We start from the raw sequence: 17,857 nt of genomic DNA, 5'->3' as shown, positions 1-17,857 counted from the left end.
GTTGGAGGTGAAACTTCAGAAAGGTCCTGATGGAATTCGCTTCAGCTACCCGGCAGCTATGCCACGGCATCAGCTTCGCAGAACACGAACCCGCTCCGATGCTCCGGCTGCGCAGCGGCGAAACCTGGGGGACCGAGTACCTGGAAGCGGGGCGTTCACTGGCCCTGGAGATCGGAGAACTGAAGTTCTGCCTGGGCTACATCACGATGAACGCCGACGGCTCGCGCAATACGCTGACATGCCCCAAGAACAAGGCCCTGCGCACCGGCACCCAATGCGAGAGCTGCCGCCGGCTGGACCAGTCGAAGTTCATGCACCATTTCCACAAGACCGGCGAAGCCCCCGAAGGCCTACGCAAGTACCTGGAACAGCCGCACTTCTTGTATATCGCCAGCTTCGCCCACGGAGTGACCAAGGTCGGCACCACCTCGGCCCAGAGCAAATGGACACGGCTGGCGCAGCAGGGCGCAGTCATTGCGCGCTATGTCGCCCGCGCCACTGACGGGGCGGCCATCCGGGTGATCGAAGACCTGGTTACCGAGCATGTGGGCCTGAGCCAGCAGGTGCGGCAGAAGTCCAAGGTCAAGGGCTTGGCCAGCTGGGAACTGGACTACGCCCAGCTTGATCAGATCAACGCCGACGCGGCAGGCCGGGCCAGGGACTTCCTCGGCGCGCAGCGCGGCATGGAGATCTTTGGCGTGCAATTGCGCGACGAGCTGTGGGAGCAGCCGGCCTTCGCCCGCCCGGTCATTGGCGCCTGGGATGCGCATGCGCTGCATGCCTGGACCACGACCCTGCCCGGAAGCACCGTGAACCTGCGCATCCGCGGCGTGCTGGGACAGAGCATCCTCGCCGACAGCGGCGATGGCACCACCCTGCGCTTGCTGGATGCCGCCGAGCTGAAAACCCGCGAGGTCGCGGTGGTGGAGCAGCGCGGGGACTTCAAGGAAGAGCAATCCGCCCTGTTCTGAGGCCGGAGCGCTGTCGGGGGAGTCACGCGGAAATGCCCCGGCGGCAATGAGCGCTCCCGGCCCGGGCTGAACTAGACTTGAGCCATGACCAACACTCCTTGGGAATCCGCCTCGCCCCGCTACAAGAAGCTCGTCTTCGCCGCCATGGGGATCATGGGCGTGGGCATTATCCTGGCCATCATCGGCGCCAACATTCCGTCCCTGCCCACGGTCTACATCGCGATCGGCATCATGGTCATCGGCATGCTCTGCCACATCGCCAGCCTGGTCGTCCGGGCCAAGGACGCACGCCAGTGGCGCATCGACAACGGCCTCGCCGCGCCACAGGCCAACAAGCGCCCCGCCGACGGGCAGAACTAGGCTCTCGCAAGAATTCCACAGTGTGACCGGGCAGCTGCGCCCGGATTTCGTATCCAGCGGCATCCACGCCCGGCCACGTCCAACAACGTTCAGGAGAACCCATGGGTATCAACCCCGACCTGGTAGGGCGCATCTACCCTGCCGGCGAGTCCTACCAGGTAGGCCGCGAGAAGATCCGCGAATTCGCCGCCGCCACCAAAGCCGCCAACCGGGCGCATTACGACGTGCAGGCAGCCCGCGAGCTGGGCTACAGCGACGTTGTCGCCCCGCCGACCTTCGCAATCATCATCGCCCAGCGGGCCGACGCGCAGCTGATCTCCGACCCGGCCAGCGGCATCGACTTCTCCCGCGTGGTGCATGCCGACCAGCGCTTCACCCACCACCGACCGATCGTGGCCGGCGATGAACTGCTTGCCGAGCTCTACGTGGACCAGATCCGCGAGATGGGCGCCGGCGCGATGATCACCACCCGCGCCGAAATCACCACCGCGGCCGGCGAGAAGATCGCCACCACCGTTTCATCGCTACTGGTACGAGCTGAGGACTAAGCATGATTGAATTCGAAAGCCTCGAAAAGGGACAGGTCATTGGCTCGCACACGGTGCAGGTCAACCGCGCGGACCTGGTTCGCTATGCCGGAGCCTCGGGCGACTTCAATCCGATCCACTGGAATGAGCGCTTCGCCAAGGAGGTGGAACTGCCTTCGGTGATCGCCCATGGCATGTTCACCATGGGTTCGGTCATCGACCTGGTCTCGCAGTGGGTAGGGAACCCGGGCGCCATCATCGACTACCAGACCCGTTTCACCAAGCCGGTCGTCGTCGAGGACCCGGAAGGCTCCAACCCATCGGAGCATGAAGGCACCACCATCTCGGTGGAAGGCAAGGTCGGCGCCTTGGACGCCGAGGCCCGCACCGCCCGCATCGACCTGGCAGTCTCGGCCGATGGAGCCAAGGTGCTGCTCAAGTGCCAGGCAGTGGTGCAGCTCTAGGCATGCAGCTTCCAGGTGATGCGCAGCGGCCGGCAACCCAGTGGCGCAATGCGCTGATGGCCGCCTACCTGGCCAGCGGCCTGCTGATCTCGGCACTGGTCTCGCGCTTGCCAGCGGTGCGCGATGCCCTGGCGCTGGACCACGCCAGTGTCGGCCTGCTGCTGCTGTGCCTGAGTGCAGGGTCCTTCCTGTCCGTGTCGGTCTCGGGGCAGCTGGTCCTGCGGCTGGGCGCCACCAGCGTCATGCGCATCGCCGCGACTCTGGCCGCCGGCTCGCTGATCCTCGTCGGCGTCGGTGCCGGGATCTTCGGCAGCGCCGTCATCTGTGGCATCTTCCTCTTTGCCCAGGGACTGGGCACCGCCTCGTGGAATGTCGCCTCCAACGTCCAAGGCGCGGCCATGGAACGGGCTCTGGGCAAGAGCATCATGCCTGCCCTGCACGGCTTCTTCTCCATTGGCACGGTAATCGGCGCCGGCGCCGGCGCGCTGGGCGCACGCCTGCAGATCCCGCTGCAGTACCACTACGGCTTCATGGGCCTTCTCATCATCGCCACGGTCCTGTTCAGCGCACGATTCTACGGCGAAGACTTCAGCCGGACCCCGCGCACCAGCAGCAACGGGTCCACGCTGAAGAAGGCCTGGACCGAACCGCAGACCGTGCTCCTGGGCGTGCTGGTGCTGGGCATGGCCCTGGCCGAAGGCGCTGCCGGAGACTGGGTGGCCATGGCGCTGGTGGACGGGTACCAGACGAAGGAAGGCATGGGAGCCATCGGCTACGGCGTCTTCGTGACCGCCATGACCCTGACCCGCCTGCTCTCCGGCGATTTGATCCTGCGGATGGGCAGGGTTTTCATGATCCGTGCCAGCGCCATCAGCGCGCTGGTTGGCGTGCTGCTCTTCGCCTTCGGCAACAATCTGCCCCTGGCCTTCGTGGCCTTGGCCATCTGGGGCATGGGCGTGGCCCTGACCTTCCCGTTGGCCATGAGTGCTGCCTCGGATGATCCGGTGCATGCGGCGACCCGCGTCTCGGTGGTGTCCACCATCGGGTACGGCGCGTTCCTCGGCGGCCCGCCACTGCTGGGCCTGCTGGCCGAAGTCATCGGACTGCTGCCCGCCCTGGGTTCCATCTCCATCCTGGTGGTTGTGGCCTTCTGCCTGTCCTCGAATGCCGCCGGAAGCCGTGCCGGCGGCGAGCCCAAGGCCTAGCACGCGACCCTGGCCGCAGACCATCGTCCTCATACCGAAAGTAAACTGAAGCAATGCTGAAGAACCTGACCACGACCCGCGTCGGCGGGCCAGCCAGGCTTATGGTGACCGCAACCAGCGAAGCCGAACTGGCTCACGCAGTAGCCGCAGCCGATGCTGCTGGGCAGGACGTCCTGCTCATTGGCGGGGGCTCCAACCTGGTGATCTCGGATGACGGCTTCCCGGGTGTTGCCGTGCAGATTGCCACCCGTGGACTGCACCTGGACGAGCAGCCGAATGGCAAGGTGCTGCTGCGTGCCGCCGCCGGCGAGAACTGGGACACGACCGTTGAATACAGCTTGGCTGAGGGCCTGAGCGGGCTGGAAGCGCTCTCGGGCATCCCAGGGTGCACCGGTGCCACCCCGGTGCAGAACGTTGGAGCCTACGGTGCAGACGTGTCCCAAACCTTGGCGTGGGTGCGCGCCTATGACCGCGAGAGCGACCAGGTACTCAAGCTGGATAACGCCGAACTTGAATTCGCCTACCGGGAGTCGCTCATCAAGCGCACCAGCAACAATGGGTCCCCGCGCTATGTGGTCCTGGAGGTGGCGTTCCTGCTGGCCCGCGAGAACGAATCGGCTCCGATCCGCTACGCAGAGCTGGCCCGCCGGCTCGGGGTTGAAGCCGGAGACCGCGCCAACGCGCTTCAAGTGCGCCAAACAGTGCTCGAATTGCGCCGTTCCAAGGGCATGGTCTTCGATATCAAGGACGCCGACTCGCATTCCACCGGTTCCTTCTTCACCAACCCCATCGTTGAATCCAGCGTCCTGGACAAGCTTCCGCCGAACGCCCCGAACTACCCGGTGGAACTGGCCGGCTTCGTGAAGCTGTCCGCTGCGTGGCTTATCGACCAGGCCGGTTTCTCCAAGGGCTACGGCTTGGAGGGGACCGGCGGATTCGCGCTCGCCGATGGTCGCGCCTCGCTGTCCACCAAGCACACGCTGGCCATCACCAACCGCGGGGAAGCCACTGCCCAGGACATTCTGGCCATCGCCCGCTCAGTACGTGCCGGCGTGCAGGAACGTTTTGGGATTGAACTGGTCAACGAGCCGTTGCTGATTGGCGAAGTGCTCTAGGTGAAATGCTTCCCGGCGGTTGCCGGGGCAAGAGAGGAATGCCGTGGCGGAAGTATCCCTGCGCAAACTCTGTCCAACAGATATCGACCTGCTGGAGGTGAACTTCCAATCCGTCCAGGGCGCCGGCGAAGCCCAATGGTTCGGCTTCTGGGATACCAGCAAGCTGCGCAACCGCGTGGCCCAAGACCAGATGATCGGCAGCGCTGACGGTGCGCTGGCAGTTTGCCTGGGAGAGCAGGTCATCGGCAAAGCCGATTGGTTCACCGTCACGTCGTGGGGCCGGGCCAACACCTCTGCCTGCTGGGAAATCGCCATCGGCATCTTTGCCGAGTTCCGCGGCCAGGGCCTTGGCACCCGAGGGCAGGAGTTGCTTGTCGATTACTTGTTCTCCCATTACCCGCGCCATCGGATCCAGGCCACGACAGCCGCTGAAAACCTGGCCGAGCAGAGGTGCCTGGAGAAGCTGGGGTTCACCCGCGAGGGTGTCATCCGCCAAGCCCAGTGGCGGGCCGGTGCGTGGCATGACCAGCTGATCTATTCGGTGCTCAGGAACGAGTGGGCCCACTAGCGCTCACCTGCAGGGAAATGGCAAACAGCCCGGAACAGAAATTCTGTTCTGGGCTGTTTGCCATGGTTTGCGCTTCAGGGATGGCTAGAGGCGGCCCTGGGCGATAGCGAGCATGCGGCGCAGCGGTTCCGCTGCGCCCCACAGCAGCTGGTCGCCGACGGTGAAGGCAGAGATGTATTCTGGGCCCATTTCCAGCTTGCGGATGCGGCCCACCGGGATGTCCAAAGTGCCCGAAGCTGCGACCGGAGTCAGCTGATCCACGGTGGCTTCCTTCTCGTTCGGAATGACCTTGGCCCACTCGTTGTCGGCTGCCAGCAGCGACTCGATTTCGGAGACCGGCAGGTCTTCCTTCAGCTTCAGCGTCAGTGCCTGCGAGTGCGAGCGCATGGCGCCAATACGAACGCACAGTCCGTCCATGATGATCTGCTTGTCGCCGGCAGTCTGCAGGATCTTGTTGGTCTCAACGCCTGCCTTCCATTCCTCGCGGGACTGGCCGTTGCCCAGATCCGCATCGATCCATGGAATCAGCGAGCCGCCCAGCGGAACACCGAACTGCGACGCGTCGAGGTTTCCACGCTGGGTTTCCAGAACCTTGCGGTCGATTTCCAGGATGGCGCTGGCCGGATCAGCCAGTTCGCTGCCCACCGACGCGTTGATGTCGCCGAACTGGGTGAGCAGTTCGCGCATATGGCGTGCACCGCCGCCCGAAGCAGCCTGGTAGGTCATCGCGGTGCCCCACTCGACCAGGTTGTTCTTGAACAACCCACCCAAGCCCATGAGCATGCACGAGACGGTGCAGTTGCCGCCAATGTAGTCCCTGGTGCCAGCGGCCAGGGATTCATCGATCACCGAACGGTTGACCGGATCCAGGACGATGACCGAATCATCGTTCATGCGCAGCGAGGATGCGGCATCGATCCACAGGCCGTCCCAGCCGGACTTGCGCAGCTCGGTGTGGACCTTGGTTGTGTAGTCGCCACCCTGGGCGGTGACGATAATCGGCAACTTCGACAGCGTGTCAATGTCGAACGCGTCCTGCAGCGGGCCGGCGCCCTCAGCGAATGCCGGGGCGTTGCCGCCAGCATTGGAAGTCGAGAAAAATACCGGGTCGATCTGGGCAAAATCGCCCTCGTCGAGCATGCGCTGCATCAGCACGGATCCAACCATGCCTCGGTAACCTACAAAACCAACAGATGAAGTCATGTCTCCATGGTAGGTGCGATGATCGGGCAGAGCCCGGTTCGTTACAAGAGTTAAAGCAGAATCACACCCAAGCCCCAGCAGGGTTCAGGTGTGATTCGGTACAGCGAAAGTTTTACTTTTCCTCAAGCAGCAGCTTGCGGTTCTTGATCGCCCACATCGCCGAGAAGATGAAGATCTGCGTGGGAACCAGCAACAGGATCAGTCCGAAAATCTTGTGGCCGCCCAGAACCATGAAGAAGCCGAGTGCGGCCACTACCAATGCCAGCAGCGGGAAGAGCATGTATCCGAGAATGAAGAGTGCCTCGGGGTGCTGCTTGAGCTCTCCGATGTATTTTTTCATGGTCGTTCTAGTCCTTTTGGCGAAGCCAGGTTTCGAAGCGGTAGCGGGTACCGGTGGAGGAAACATGCCAGCGGGCAGCTTCCGAATCTTGGGATGGATCGCAAGCACCCAGAGCGAAGTCGGCGGTGAGCGACGGCGCGGAGGTATCTCCTTCGGGGGAGACATCAAGCTTGGTGACCACCGCGAGGTCCAGCAGGTCCAGTGCCTGTGCGTAGACGTTGCCGCCGCCAATGATCCAGACTTCTTCGCCGCCTTCGCTGCGCTGTGCCAGGGCAATGGCTTCTTCCAGGCTCGAGACGGGGACTGCGCCATCCTTGCGCAGTTGCCCATGTGCATCGGCCTGCGTGGTCAGCACGATGTTGGTGCGGCCTGGCAGGGGGCGGAACTTCGCCGGGAAAGAATTCCATGTGGCGCGACCCATGATTACCGGATGACCTGCCGTGGTGCGCTTGAAGTGGGCCAGATCCTCGGGAACATGCCACGGCATGGCGCCGCCAGCGCCAATGATGCCGTTCTCGGCTTGGGCCCAAATGGCGCCAATCAGCGGTTGCACCTCGTGCGCGTGGCGCGGATTGCGGGTCATACGGCTACGGTGCCCTTGATGGTTGGGTGGTGCTGGTAGTCATTGACGCTGAAATCTTCCAGCGTGTAGTCGAAGATCGACTTTGGCTTGGAATTGAGGCTGAGCGTCGGATATGGGTAAGGATCGCGGGAGAGCTGCTCCTGGACCTGTTCCAAGTGGTTGGTGTAGATATGCACGTCGCCGCCGGTCCAGATGAACTCGCCTGGTTCCAGGTCGAGCTGATGCGCTAGCATGCGGGTCAGCAGGGCATAGGAAGCGATGTTGAAGGGCACGCCCAGGAACATGTCTGCGCTGCGCTGGTAAAGCTGGCAGGAGAGCTTGCCATCGGCGACGTAAAACTGGAAGAACACGTGGCATGGCGGCAACGCCATGTTGTGGATTTCTGCGACGTTCCACGCCGAGACGATATGGCGGCGGGAGTCGGGATTATTGCGCAACGAGTCGACCAGCTGGGAAATCTGGTCAATGTGGCCGCCTTCGGGAGTTGGCCAGCTGCGCCATTGGACGCCGTAGACCGGGCCGAGTTCGCCGTGCTCATCAGCCCATTCGTTCCAGATGCGAACGCCTTGGTCCTGCAGCCACTTCACGTTGGATTCGCCGCGCAGGAACCAAAGGAGCTCGGCAGCCACAGACTTGAAGTGCACCCGTTTGGTGGTGATCAGCGGGAAAGAATCCTTCAGATCGAAGCGGATCTGGCGGCCGAATACCGACAGGGTTCCGGTTCCGGTGCGGTCTTCCTTGGAGGCGCCGTTTTCCAGCACGTCTCGAAGCAGATCTTCATAGGGGGTCGCGATTGAACTCGTCATCATACCTGTCTGCTGGTCGTCGGCGCTGGCATATTCACACGTTCCAGTTTAGATCAATTGGAATGCCGCCGAAACTACGGACATTGATGACTCTGCTCGCATTCGAGGCTAGCTGGCGGAAACCACCATGTCGTTGTATTCCGGGTAGCGGTGCAGGTAGTCCTGGACATAGCTGCATTCGGGAATGATCTTCAGCCCTTCGTCGCGGAACTTGTCCAGAACCAAGGTCACCAGGGCACGAGCGTATCCTCGGCGTCCGAATTCCTCGTTGACGATGGTGTGCTGAATCGTGGCGATCCCGTCTTCTTCGTGGTAGCCGAGGAAGCCGACGAAAGTGGAACCGTGCCACAGCGAATAGCGGCCACGGCTCGCGTCGTGATCCAGACGCAGGCCATGGTGCACAATCTTCTCGACTGGCTGGTGCGGCTGCTTGGCAGTCATGGCATTACCTCATTCTCGGCTGTGACGTGTGTCCTATTTACAGTCTTATCCCTAATCGGAGCCAGATGCAACGGGTTTCGCCAAGCCATGAGAGAACACCTATGCACGGCACGCATTGGACGGGTAGCGGCCGCCGAGGCTAGTCGTGGTACGGCGTGTGGATCTCGAATGAGACGATGCGCGGCTTGCCGGCTTGGACCTGCTGTGCAACGATCAAGGATCCTGGTTCCAAATAGGGATCTTGATCCGGCAGCGCCTGGGCCAGTTCAGCGGTGGAGTTCTTTACGAGGACCTCCAGTACGAAGGGCAGCACCGGCCGATGCGTGCAAATGACCTGGGAACGGTACTTGTCGAACAGCTTCTGCACGGCCTTGCGGGCTCGCTCAGGCTTGCGCGTGGCAGCGTGTTCGGTCAGTGCCTTGATGCTCTTGAGGTTCAACGCGTGCAAGGCTGCGTAGGGCGTAATCGTCTGTACGCAACGCATCCACGGCGAAGAAGCCACGTGCATGGGTTTCCACGCTTCGAGCATCCGCGAAACAGCCTGCGCTTGGCGCCGTCCGGTCGCCGCCAGCGGGCGGTCGCCCTCGGCGCGCGTCCATTTGCCACGCGGCTTGGCCTTGGCATGGCGGACGATCAGCACCGGGTGCGTATCGAGCACGCCAGCGTCATGGGCCCGCACCAGGTCGTCCAGCGGCTGGTTGTCGGTGGCCGCGGACAGCATCCCGGCAGCTTTCTTGGGGCTGACCCAGCGCGTCTCGTCGCATTCTGCGCCGTCGGGTTCAATCACCGTCTGCGGATCGGTCTTGGCCGCCCAGTAGTAGACGACCTTGGTTTTCTGCCCGACTGTGTAGGCAGTGGCCGAAAGCGGGATGCCCAAGGTTATGCGCAACCCGATTTCCTCGCGGACCTCGCGCAACGCGCACTCTGCGATGGATTCGCCCTGGTCCAGCTTTCCCTTGGGCCAGGACCAGTCGTCGTACTTGGGACGGTGGATCAAGAGAACTTGCAGTTTGCCGTCCTTCAGCCTCCAGGGGATCGCCCCGGCAGCCACGATGTCGTATTCGCCAAGGCGGATTTCCTCGGCGTCTGCGGATCTGATGATGTCACGAGCCCTGGTGCGGGTATCGCGCAGCTCTGATTCGTTCACTAGCTGTTACGTCCACTGTTCCGTCGGCGGGCATGTTCTTCTACTAGCCAGAACTGGACATCGGAGAGCGGCTTGCCATCCTCGTCCTGGTAATGGCGGATCCATTCTCCATCGGAGTTCAGGTGCCAGGAAGCGGTCTTGTCATCCATGTAGCGGGCCAGCAGCGTGATCATGCGATCGATGTCTTCCGGGTTGCGCAGCGAAACCAGGGCTTCCACGCGCCGGTCCAGGTTGCGGTGCATCATGTCTGCGGAGCCGATGTACACCAGTGGATCTCCACCATTTTCAAACATGAACACGCGGCTGTGCTCAAGGAACCGGCCAAGGATGGAACGCACTTCGATGTTCTCGCTCAGTCCGGGGACGCCCGGGCGCAGGGCGCAGATGCCGCGAACAATGACTTCCACCTTGACGCCTGACTGGCTGGCCCGGTACAGCGCATCGATGATGGCTTCATCCACGATCGAGTTGACCTTGATGACGACCTTCGCCGGCTTGCCCGCGGTGGCGTTGACGATTTCCTTCTCGATGTGCGCCAGCAGTCCGGTGCGTACCGAACGCGGAGCAACCAGCAAGCGGTTGTATGTCGAGCGCGGGGCGTAGCCCGAGAGCTGGTTGAAGAGCTTGGAGATATCCTCGCCCACCTCGTCGTCGCAGGTGAGCAAGCCGAAGTCCTCGTAGTAGCGCGCGGTGCGCGGGTGGTAGTTTCCGGTGCCGATATGGCAGTAGCGGCGCAGCTTGTCGCCTTCGCGGCGAACCACCAAGGAGAGCTTGGAGTGGGTTTTCAGGCCAACGATGCCGTAGACCACATGCACTCCGGCCTGCTCCAGCTTGCGAGCCCAGGAGATGTTGGCCTGCTCGTCGAAGCGCGCCTTGATTTCCACCAGGGCCAGGACCTGCTTGCCGGCTTCTGCCGCGTCGATCAGCGCATCGACAATTGGCGAGTCGCCGCTGGTGCGGTACAGGGTCTGCTTGATGGCCATGACCTTCGGGTCAGCTGCGGCCTGTTCCAGGAAGGCCTGCACGCTGGTGGAGAAGGAATCATAGGGATGGTGAAGCAGGATGTCGCGGCGGCGTACGGCCGCGAACACATTGGCGGCCTTGGCAGTTTCCGATTCGTTCAGGTAGTTGGAAGTATGGCCGACATGCTTGGTGTAGTGCAGCTCGGAACGATCCAGCGACGCGATGACACCGAGGCCGCGCAGGTCCAATGGGGCGGGAAGCTTGAAGACCTCGTCCTCTTCCACACCTAGTTCGCGGGTGAGCAGTTCCATGATTTCGGGGTTGATGTCATCGGCGACCTCCAGGCGAACCGGTGGACCGAAGCGGCGGCGCAGCAATTCCTTCTCCAGCGCCTGCAGCAGGTTTTCTGCATCGTCTTCTTCAACTTCCAGGTCTTCGTTGCGGGTAACGCGGAAGAAGTGGTGCTCAACGATTTCCATGCCGGGGAACAGCAGCTCCAGGTGTACCGCGATGAGCGCTTCGAGAGGGATGAAGCGGGCGGTGCGCAGCGACGAGTGCGCAGCGCGGGTGCCGTCGATGCTGATCAGGCGGGCGATGGTGTCCGGCACCTTCAAGCGGGCGAAGAGTTCTTTGCCGGTCAATGGGTTGCGGACTACCACGGCCAAGTTCAGCGAGAGGCCGGAGATGTAGGGGAATGGGTGGGCGGGGTCAACGGCCAGCGGGGTGAGTATCGGGAACACCTGGGAAACGAACCATTTGGAAAGCAGTTCTCGTTCGGAGGCCGAAAGGTCTTCCCATGTGGTGATGCGGATCCCTTGCTCGGTCAAATCCGGGTAGACCGAGTCGGCGAAGACCTTGGCGTGGCGGGTCTGCAGTGCGTGGGCCGAGGAGAGTAGCAGCTCCAGCTGGTCTACCGGGTTCATGCCGTTTGCCGCTGGCACTGCCAGTCCTGCGTGGATGCGGCGCTTCAGCCCGGCAACGCGAACCATGAAGAACTCATCGAGGTTCGAGGCGAAGATGGACAGGAAGTTCACACGTTCCAGCAATGGCAGATCGGTGTCTTCGGCCAGTTCCAGGACACGGGCGTTGAAGTGCAGCCAGCTGAGCTCGCGGTCAAGGAAACGTTCATTTTTGAATCCGCCATCAGGATGCAAGTCCGGCAACGAATCGGCAGGTTCTATGCGGTCCTCGTTGACTTTCGAAGAAGGGACATCGCGTAGTTGAGTACCAGTTTCCTTGGGGTAGCTATTCATCTGCTGAACTCACTTCTTTCCTGCAAGTGGACGCTAAAGACACCGCTAGTGGGAGTCCCGAAATAATCGGAACTGCCGGTACCCCTAGTCTATCTTCTGCGGACCGTACATGATGTCGGCATCCCAAAGTGTGAAGCCCAGCGAGCGGTAGAGCTTCACCGCTGCCTCATTATCGGCATCGACGTACAGGATCACCGCATCAACGCCCAGTTCAAGCAGGTAGTTGACGCCCGTGGTGGTCAAGGAGCGGCCCAAGCCTAGTCCCTGCGCTTCGGGAACCACCCCGACAACATAGACTTCGCCGGTGGGACGTGCCGCGTCACCGGAGGCAGGATGGATCTTGGTCCAGTGGTAGGCGAGCAGATTCTCCTCCGCATCGAATGCGAGGAAGAAGCCGGTTGGATCGAACCAGTCCTCGGACATGCGTGCTTCGAGGTCGTCAAGGGTCAGCGAGCCCTGCTCGGGATGGTGGGCGAAGGACTTGGCGTTGGCTTCCAGCCACTGAGGCTCATCCTCGCCAACGCGGAACGTGCGAACCATGATGCGGCGGTCAATCGGGGATTCTTCCAAATAATCGGTGCCTTCGCGGCGCATCCGGAACAGCTCGCGTACGCGGTTCAGTCCTACGCCGGCGGCCAGCTTCTTGGCCGCCTCGTGGTCGCCGTGCGCCCACGCCTGGATTTGCGAGAGGTCCAGCAGCTCGCCGAGCTTGCCCAACAGGGCGCGGCCAATACCGGCCCGACGATGCTCAGGGTGGACCACCAGTTCCATGACCCAAGGGTGCTCCTCGGATTCCCGAACCGCGACAGCCACACCGGCCAACGTGGAATCCGCACCTTCACCGGCTTCAGCGAGCAGTGCAATTAGATTTCCGTTTGACTCATCGGCTGCCAAGGCCACCAGGGTCTGATCGCTCAACGGCGGATTGCCATCGGCTTCCTGCGCATCGAGTGCTAGTTGACGCACGTCGGACAGTACCCGTTCATCAAGCTCACCCGGGACGTGCTGAATGGAAACAGTGTTCTGTGGCAGTTCGCTCATGCATTTCACGATAGTCGCAAAATGTGGGAAGTGGGTAGGAGTTATCCGAAAGTTATGATTCGGCGTGGAAGCGGTAGCCGACGTTGCGCACCGTTCCAATGAGCTGCTCATGATCGGTGCCGAGTTTCGCGCGCAAACGGCGCACATGCACGTCAACCGTACGGGTGCCGCCGTAGTAGTCATAGCCCCACACCTCATGCAGCAGCTGCTCGCGGGTGAAGACCCGACCGGGAAACTGCGCGAGGTACTTGAGCAGCTCAAACTCTTTGTATGTCAGGTCCAGCATGCGGTTATCGATACGGGCGGTGTAGCTCAACTCATCGATGCGCAGGCCCGAAGAGCTTTCGGGCTCGACCTGCGCCGGGGCAGGGGCCGATGCGCCTGAGAGCATCAGACGGATGCGTGCATCAAGTTCGGCAGGAATCGCGGAAGGCAGCAGGAAATCCGTCGCGTGCCAGTCCGAATTCAAAATGCCCAGTGCGCCCTCGCTGACAACCAGCAGCAAGGGGAGATTCAAGTTGGCGTGCAAGAGCTGTGCCAAAGAGCGAGCCGGAATCAGATCGGTGCGGGCATCGAGAATGAGCGCATCGCATTCCGGGAGTTGGCTCAGCGACTCTGTGGTTGCAGGGAAGAATGAAATCTCGTGCATCAACAGTTCAAGTGCCGGAAGAACTTCAGCGGCATTTTCGGCATGATTACTTAGGAGCAGTAGGTGAGCCAATCGGTCTGCCTCCTGCCAGATAGTTGCGAAAAAATCACTTTTACGTGTCACAGTATAAGGAATGAATCAGTTGAAGCACGCATGTGAACACGCAAGTGCGGACACATTACCGTCAGGAATCGGAATTTGAGAATCAAGGTTTTATTCAGTGGGCTCGTTGCAGCAGCACTGCTTGTCGTTGTCGCAAGTCTGGATTCGATGAGCTGGCTGATGGGTGTGCTCACCGCGGTATTGCAGCTGATTTTCGCCTATACGTGGCCCCGCATGGTTCGCTCCGATGCGCCATGGCCGATCACCATCATCTTGGCGCTATGCTCGTTGGCTGCCACGGCCTTGGCCATGTTCTTGCCGGGCAGGTCGATGATGTCACATAGCGTCGAAGTCATCGCGGTTGGCGTGCTTCTGGTATTTATAAGCCAAGTATTGCGCGGTGCAGAAGCCGAAGGCCGGTTGGCCGGCGTGGTTTCCGGTGTGACTGGCATTGTCCTGGGTGTGCTCGGGTCTGCCTGGGCCGCCAGCGCTTACGCGCCATACGGCTTTGGGTTGACCGTGATCACCGTGGTCGCGCTGCTCGGGGCTGGTGCGGTGTCCGCAACCCGTCTGCCGAACCGGATGACGATGATTCTTGCACCTGTGGTTGCTGCAGCTTTGGGCGCGGCGTCCAGTGCGTTGCCGATAGATATCCTTTGGTACCAGGGCGCGATCCTCGGGTTGCTTGCAGGACTGCTGGTTGGTTCGTTACGCGCCTTGGCTTTGGTCAGCCGCAGCGTGCGCAATCTAAGTGGAATCCTGGGCTTGGCCTGCGCCATCTTGCTGATGAACGGTGCTGTCAGCTGGTATGCAATGGAAGTGCTAGCATTCATTTAACGGTGAGCGGTTCAAATATGATGCAAGCTGCGTCACGCGTGTCGAAGTTCTCCGGGCTCGCACGCTAAGATGAAGCCATGAATGAAAATTACCTTGCAATCGAAATTTTCTTCCAGGCACTTGTAGTGATCGCCGGTCTCGGAATGGCCGGGTTCGCAGGCCTGGTAGTGAAGCGCCTCTTCCAGGGCCAGAAGTAGAAACAGCGCACACAACAACGTGTGCGCTGTTTTCATTTCATCACTAACTGAATTAGGAGCGAGTAGTCCATGGCCTTTGACCTACCTACGGACCTCACCCCGGAACTTGTACCTTTCGCATGGCTCATTGGCACCTGGGAAGGTGCCGGCCGTCTTGGCGAAGGCGAAGCCGAGGACGAGTTTTTCTGGCAGCAAGTCACCTTCCGTGACCTTGGCGGCCCTTACCTTGAATACCGCAGCGAAGCCTGGCTGACAGAAGCCGATGGCACGAAGCTGCGCATCCTGGCAGTTGAATCCGGATTCTGGTCGCTGGACCGCGAACAGCAGGATGCCGATGCCGGTCCCGGCATGGTGCCGGGGGATATCTTCCCGGTATTGCGTTCGGCGGACGATGTGCAGAAGCTGCACACCGAGGACGGCTTCAAGATCCAGGCGCATATCGTCCGGCCTGATGGCATCTCAGAGCTGTATTACGGCCTGATTGATGGGCCGCGTATTCAGCTTGCCACCGAGAGCCTGCTGCGCAGCAAGAACGCCCAGGCTTACGCATCGTCCACTCGCATCTACGGCCTGGTCAATGGCGAGCTGTTCTGGCGCTGGGACGTCTCCAAGGGCAATATGAACCTCCAGGCGCACGCCTCCGCGGCGCTCAAGCGCGTCACGGCCGAAGGAACGGCGAACTGATCATGGCCGCTGGATACCGTTCAATTCTGATCGATCGCGCTGGGGCTGTGGAAGCTGGCGGTGTTGATGCCGGTGTCGCAGCCCACTACGGCGCTCCGACCCGTGAAGCACGCAAGCTCGCCGAGGGCCAGGCAATTGCCGATCTGAGCCACTTCGACGTTGTCGAGATCCGAGGCGATGATCGCCAGAGCTGGCTCGATACGCTCAGCAGCCAGCGAATTTCCCATCTGAAGCCAGGGGACAGCACCCAAGCGCTGCTGCTTTCGGTCCAGGGTCGCATTGAGCACGAGATGAAGGTGCTCGCCACCGAAGACCGTTTGCTGCTGATTGTTGAACCGGGCGCCGGGGCAGCGTTGGAGCAGTTCTTGAACTCGATGCGCTTCATGCTGCGCGTTGAGGTGAATGACCTTTCCTCCAGCTATGGCGTTCTGGCAGCTCCCCGCAAGATCGGCACCGCTGGATCGCTGGTCTGGGAGAACCCATGGCCGGGCATTACCGAGGGCGGTTGGGCCTATTCCCGCGAAGACCACCCAGGCAAGGAACGTCCATGGTTCTTGCACATCGTGGAGCTGGAAAAGCTGGCCGAAGCCGTAGCTGACGAAGAACTATCCGGCATGATGGCGGTCGAAGCCTTGCGCATCGCCGCGTGGGAACCGCGCTTCGGCGCTGAGATCGACGACAAGACCATTCCCCACGAGCTGGACTGGCTGCGTACTTCGGTGCATTTGAACAAGGGCTGCTACAAGGGCCAGGAAACGATTGCCCGCGTGCACAACATCGGCCACCCGCCGCGCCGACTGGTCTTCCTGGACCTTGACGGTTCCATGCACACGTTGCCAGCCGCAGGGGCCGAAGTGAAGCTGGGCGAACGCACGGTAGGCCGGATCACTTCCGCGACCCTACATTATGAAGCAGGCCCCATTGCCTTGGCCGTGGTCAAGCGCAACGTTGACCCGGAAGCGGTGTTGTCCGTGATTGACGGCGAAACGAGCTATCCGGCTACGCAGGACGTCATCGTGGCTACCGATGCCGGCCAGGTGGCTGGGCGCTTTACCGGGTTCCTGAGGACCCCGCCCCAAGGCTAGAAGCCAACAACAAGGGCGTGGGGTGAAAAGCATATCCAATGCATTTCACCCCACGCCCTTGTTGCGTCTCCAGGATCAGCCGAAGAGCACAGCGGCTTCTTCGTAGCGTTCCATGGGCACGCGCTTGAGGTTGTTCAAGGCGGCCCGCAGAGGCACACGCAGCACCTTCGTGCCGTGCAGGGCCACCATGGTCCCCCAGGCCTTGGCGTGAATGGAATCCACAGCAGCCATTCCCAGCCGGGTGGCAAGGACACGGTCGAATGCGGTAGGCACGCCGCCGCGCTGAATATGGCCCAGCACCGTTGCACGCGTTTCAATGCCGGTACGTTCCTCGATCACTGGCGCGAGCATCTCGCCAATGCCGCCGAGGCGAGCACGGCCGAAGGAGTCGAGGCCGCGTACCGAGAACGCCTCTTCCATGCCTTCGGGCACGAAGCCTTCGGCGACAACTACCAATGGGGCGCGTCCGCGTTCATGGGCTTCGTTCACCCACTGGCAGATCTGCTCCATGGTGGTGGACACCTCTGGGATGAGCACGGCGTGCGCACCGGATGCCATGCCTGCGTGGAGGGCAATCCAGCCCACGTGCCGTCCCATTACTTCAGCGACCATGCAGCGGTGGTGCGAGTCGCCGGTGGTGCGCAGGCGGTCGATGGCTTCGACGGCGATCTGGTTGGCGGTATCGAAACCGAAAGTGTAGTCCGTGGCGTCCAGGTCATTGTCAATGGTCTTGGGGACGCCAACGATAGGCAGGCCTGCCTCGCAGAGGCGCTGGGCGCCGGCTAGCGTGCCTTCGCCGCCGATGGCGATCAGCGAATCGATGCCATTGGACTTGAGGACTTTGGAAATGTTCTCGGCGCCACCGAGATCACCCTCGAACGCATTCGTGCGCGAGGTGCCCAAGATGGTGCCGCCCTGCTTGGCAATGCCGCGCACAGCGGTTCGGGGAAGATCAAAGAAGTCGCCTTCCTTGACGCCACGCCAGCCGTCACGGAAACCGACGAACTCGTAATCGTAGCTTTTTATGCCGTTCAGTACCGCTCCGCGGATGACAGCGTTCAAACCTGGGCAGTCGCCGCCGGAGGTCATGATTCCAATGCGCATTGGTCCTCGCTTAGTAAAGGGGAAAGCCTTGTGCAGCAACTGGAGCAAGCAGTCTCCCGATCTAGCTGCGACAGCAAGGATTTCCATTCGGATGTCATTCAATATCCGCGCGCCATTGAGCATCTACTCTGCGTGCCATTGTACGTGCTTAAAGCCACTAGGGCGAGTCTCACGTCACGGAAGTGCGTGAGACCCGCCCTAGTAGGATCATG

At 61.5% G+C, this 17,857-nt stretch carries 20 protein-coding genes; 10 read left to right on the top strand and 10 right to left on the bottom strand.

The window, feature by feature from the left end:
* Positions 1 to 29: 29 nt before the first annotated feature.
* From JOE62_RS12930 to JOE62_RS12900, 7 genes are all read left to right on the top strand, one after another.
* A complete protein-coding gene (locus tag JOE62_RS12930) occupies positions 30 to 971 on the top strand; it encodes a DUF2797 domain-containing protein (protein WP_204722655.1) in 942 nt (313 codons plus the stop codon).
* Between the two features lie 84 nt (positions 972 to 1,055).
* Positions 1,056 to 1,331: a hypothetical protein gene (locus tag JOE62_RS12925; RefSeq protein ID WP_204722654.1), complete on the top strand. Its 276-nt coding sequence runs from the start codon at positions 1,056 to 1,058 to the stop codon at positions 1,329 to 1,331.
* A gap of 101 nt (positions 1,332 to 1,432) precedes the next feature.
* Positions 1,433 to 1,879, top strand: a complete 447-nt coding sequence (locus JOE62_RS12920) for an FAS1-like dehydratase domain-containing protein (RefSeq protein WP_204722653.1) — start codon at positions 1,433 to 1,435, stop codon at positions 1,877 to 1,879.
* A 2-nt stretch (positions 1,880 to 1,881) separates the two neighbouring features.
* The gene (locus tag JOE62_RS12915) at positions 1,882 to 2,322 is read left to right on the top strand and encodes a MaoC family dehydratase (protein WP_128471097.1); all 441 of its coding nucleotides are present in this window, start codon (positions 1,882 to 1,884) and stop codon (positions 2,320 to 2,322) included.
* Positions 2,323 to 2,324: 2 nt separating this feature from the next.
* A complete protein-coding gene (locus tag JOE62_RS12910) occupies positions 2,325 to 3,527 on the top strand; it encodes an MFS transporter (protein WP_204722652.1) in 1,203 nt (400 codons plus the stop codon).
* Between the two features lie 53 nt (positions 3,528 to 3,580).
* Complete coding sequence (locus JOE62_RS12905) at positions 3,581 to 4,642, top strand: UDP-N-acetylmuramate dehydrogenase (RefSeq protein ID WP_204722651.1); 1,062 nt, start codon at positions 3,581 to 3,583, stop codon at positions 4,640 to 4,642.
* 43 nt (positions 4,643 to 4,685) lie between these two features.
* The gene (locus JOE62_RS12900) at positions 4,686 to 5,210 is read left to right on the top strand and encodes a GNAT family N-acetyltransferase (protein WP_204722650.1); all 525 of its coding nucleotides are present in this window, start codon (positions 4,686 to 4,688) and stop codon (positions 5,208 to 5,210) included.
* A gap of 84 nt (positions 5,211 to 5,294) precedes the next feature.
* Here JOE62_RS12900 and asd read toward each other — a convergent pair whose 3' ends face one another.
* From asd to JOE62_RS12855, 9 genes are all read right to left on the bottom strand, one after another.
* Positions 5,295 to 6,413: an aspartate-semialdehyde dehydrogenase gene (asd, locus tag JOE62_RS12895; protein WP_204722649.1), complete on the bottom strand. Its 1,119-nt coding sequence runs from the start codon at positions 6,411 to 6,413 to the stop codon at positions 5,295 to 5,297.
* 112 nt (positions 6,414 to 6,525) lie between these two features.
* Positions 6,526 to 6,753, bottom strand: coding sequence for an NF038396 family protein (locus tag JOE62_RS12890; RefSeq protein ID WP_204722648.1), 228 nt, complete (start codon positions 6,751 to 6,753; stop codon positions 6,526 to 6,528).
* A gap of 7 nt (positions 6,754 to 6,760) precedes the next feature.
* Positions 6,761 to 7,336, bottom strand: a complete 576-nt coding sequence (locus JOE62_RS12885; RefSeq protein ID WP_275587984.1) for a dihydrofolate reductase — start codon at positions 7,334 to 7,336, stop codon at positions 6,761 to 6,763.
* Positions 7,333 to 8,142, bottom strand: coding sequence for a thymidylate synthase (locus JOE62_RS12880; RefSeq protein ID WP_204722647.1), 810 nt, complete (start codon positions 8,140 to 8,142; stop codon positions 7,333 to 7,335). Before JOE62_RS12880 ends, JOE62_RS12885 begins: the two co-directional genes overlap by 4 nt.
* Before the next feature lie 108 nt (positions 8,143 to 8,250).
* On the bottom strand, positions 8,251 to 8,583 hold the full coding sequence (locus JOE62_RS12875) for a GNAT family N-acetyltransferase (protein ID WP_066140787.1): 333 nt from the start codon (positions 8,581 to 8,583) through the stop codon (positions 8,251 to 8,253).
* A 139-nt stretch (positions 8,584 to 8,722) separates the two neighbouring features.
* Positions 8,723 to 9,730: an NUDIX domain-containing protein gene (locus JOE62_RS12870; protein WP_204722646.1), complete on the bottom strand. Its 1,008-nt coding sequence runs from the start codon at positions 9,728 to 9,730 to the stop codon at positions 8,723 to 8,725.
* Complete coding sequence (locus JOE62_RS12865) at positions 9,730 to 11,946, bottom strand: RNA degradosome polyphosphate kinase (RefSeq protein WP_204722645.1); 2,217 nt, start codon at positions 11,944 to 11,946, stop codon at positions 9,730 to 9,732. Before JOE62_RS12865 ends, JOE62_RS12870 begins: the two co-directional genes overlap by 1 nt.
* A gap of 84 nt (positions 11,947 to 12,030) precedes the next feature.
* The gene (gene mshD, locus JOE62_RS12860; RefSeq protein WP_204722644.1) at positions 12,031 to 12,987 is read right to left on the bottom strand and encodes a mycothiol synthase; all 957 of its coding nucleotides are present in this window, start codon (positions 12,985 to 12,987) and stop codon (positions 12,031 to 12,033) included.
* 52 nt (positions 12,988 to 13,039) lie between these two features.
* The gene (locus tag JOE62_RS12855) at positions 13,040 to 13,708 is read right to left on the bottom strand and encodes a winged helix-turn-helix domain-containing protein (protein WP_128471104.1); all 669 of its coding nucleotides are present in this window, start codon (positions 13,706 to 13,708) and stop codon (positions 13,040 to 13,042) included.
* A gap of 198 nt (positions 13,709 to 13,906) precedes the next feature.
* Between JOE62_RS12855 and JOE62_RS12850 the strand changes: the two genes are divergently transcribed.
* The 3 genes from JOE62_RS12850 to ygfZ all read left to right on the top strand — a co-directional run bounded on the left by JOE62_RS12850 (position 13,907) and on the right by ygfZ (position 16,541).
* Complete coding sequence (locus JOE62_RS12850) at positions 13,907 to 14,575, top strand: hypothetical protein (RefSeq protein WP_204722643.1); 669 nt, start codon at positions 13,907 to 13,909, stop codon at positions 14,573 to 14,575.
* Between the two features lie 266 nt (positions 14,576 to 14,841).
* The gene (locus JOE62_RS12845; RefSeq protein WP_204722642.1) at positions 14,842 to 15,456 is read left to right on the top strand and encodes a heme-binding beta-barrel domain-containing protein; all 615 of its coding nucleotides are present in this window, start codon (positions 14,842 to 14,844) and stop codon (positions 15,454 to 15,456) included.
* 2 nt (positions 15,457 to 15,458) lie between these two features.
* Positions 15,459 to 16,541, top strand: a complete 1,083-nt coding sequence (ygfZ, locus tag JOE62_RS12840; RefSeq protein WP_204722641.1) for a CAF17-like 4Fe-4S cluster assembly/insertion protein YgfZ — start codon at positions 15,459 to 15,461, stop codon at positions 16,539 to 16,541.
* A gap of 75 nt (positions 16,542 to 16,616) precedes the next feature.
* Here the strand turns inward: ygfZ and JOE62_RS12835 are convergent, their stop codons facing one another.
* Positions 16,617 to 17,645 carry a 6-phosphofructokinase gene (locus JOE62_RS12835; protein WP_204722640.1) on the bottom strand — a complete coding sequence of 343 codons (1,029 nt, stop codon included), beginning with the start codon at positions 17,643 to 17,645 and terminating at the stop codon, positions 16,617 to 16,619.
* Positions 17,646 to 17,857: the final 212 nt, after the last annotated feature.

It is taken from the genome of Glutamicibacter nicotianae (assembly GCF_016907615.1).
GTDB classification, from domain to species: domain Bacteria; phylum Actinomycetota; class Actinomycetes; order Actinomycetales; family Micrococcaceae; genus Glutamicibacter; species Glutamicibacter nicotianae.
The sequence above is the reverse complement of the archived record's forward strand: the minus strand, read 5'-3'. Positions and strand labels throughout refer to the sequence as shown.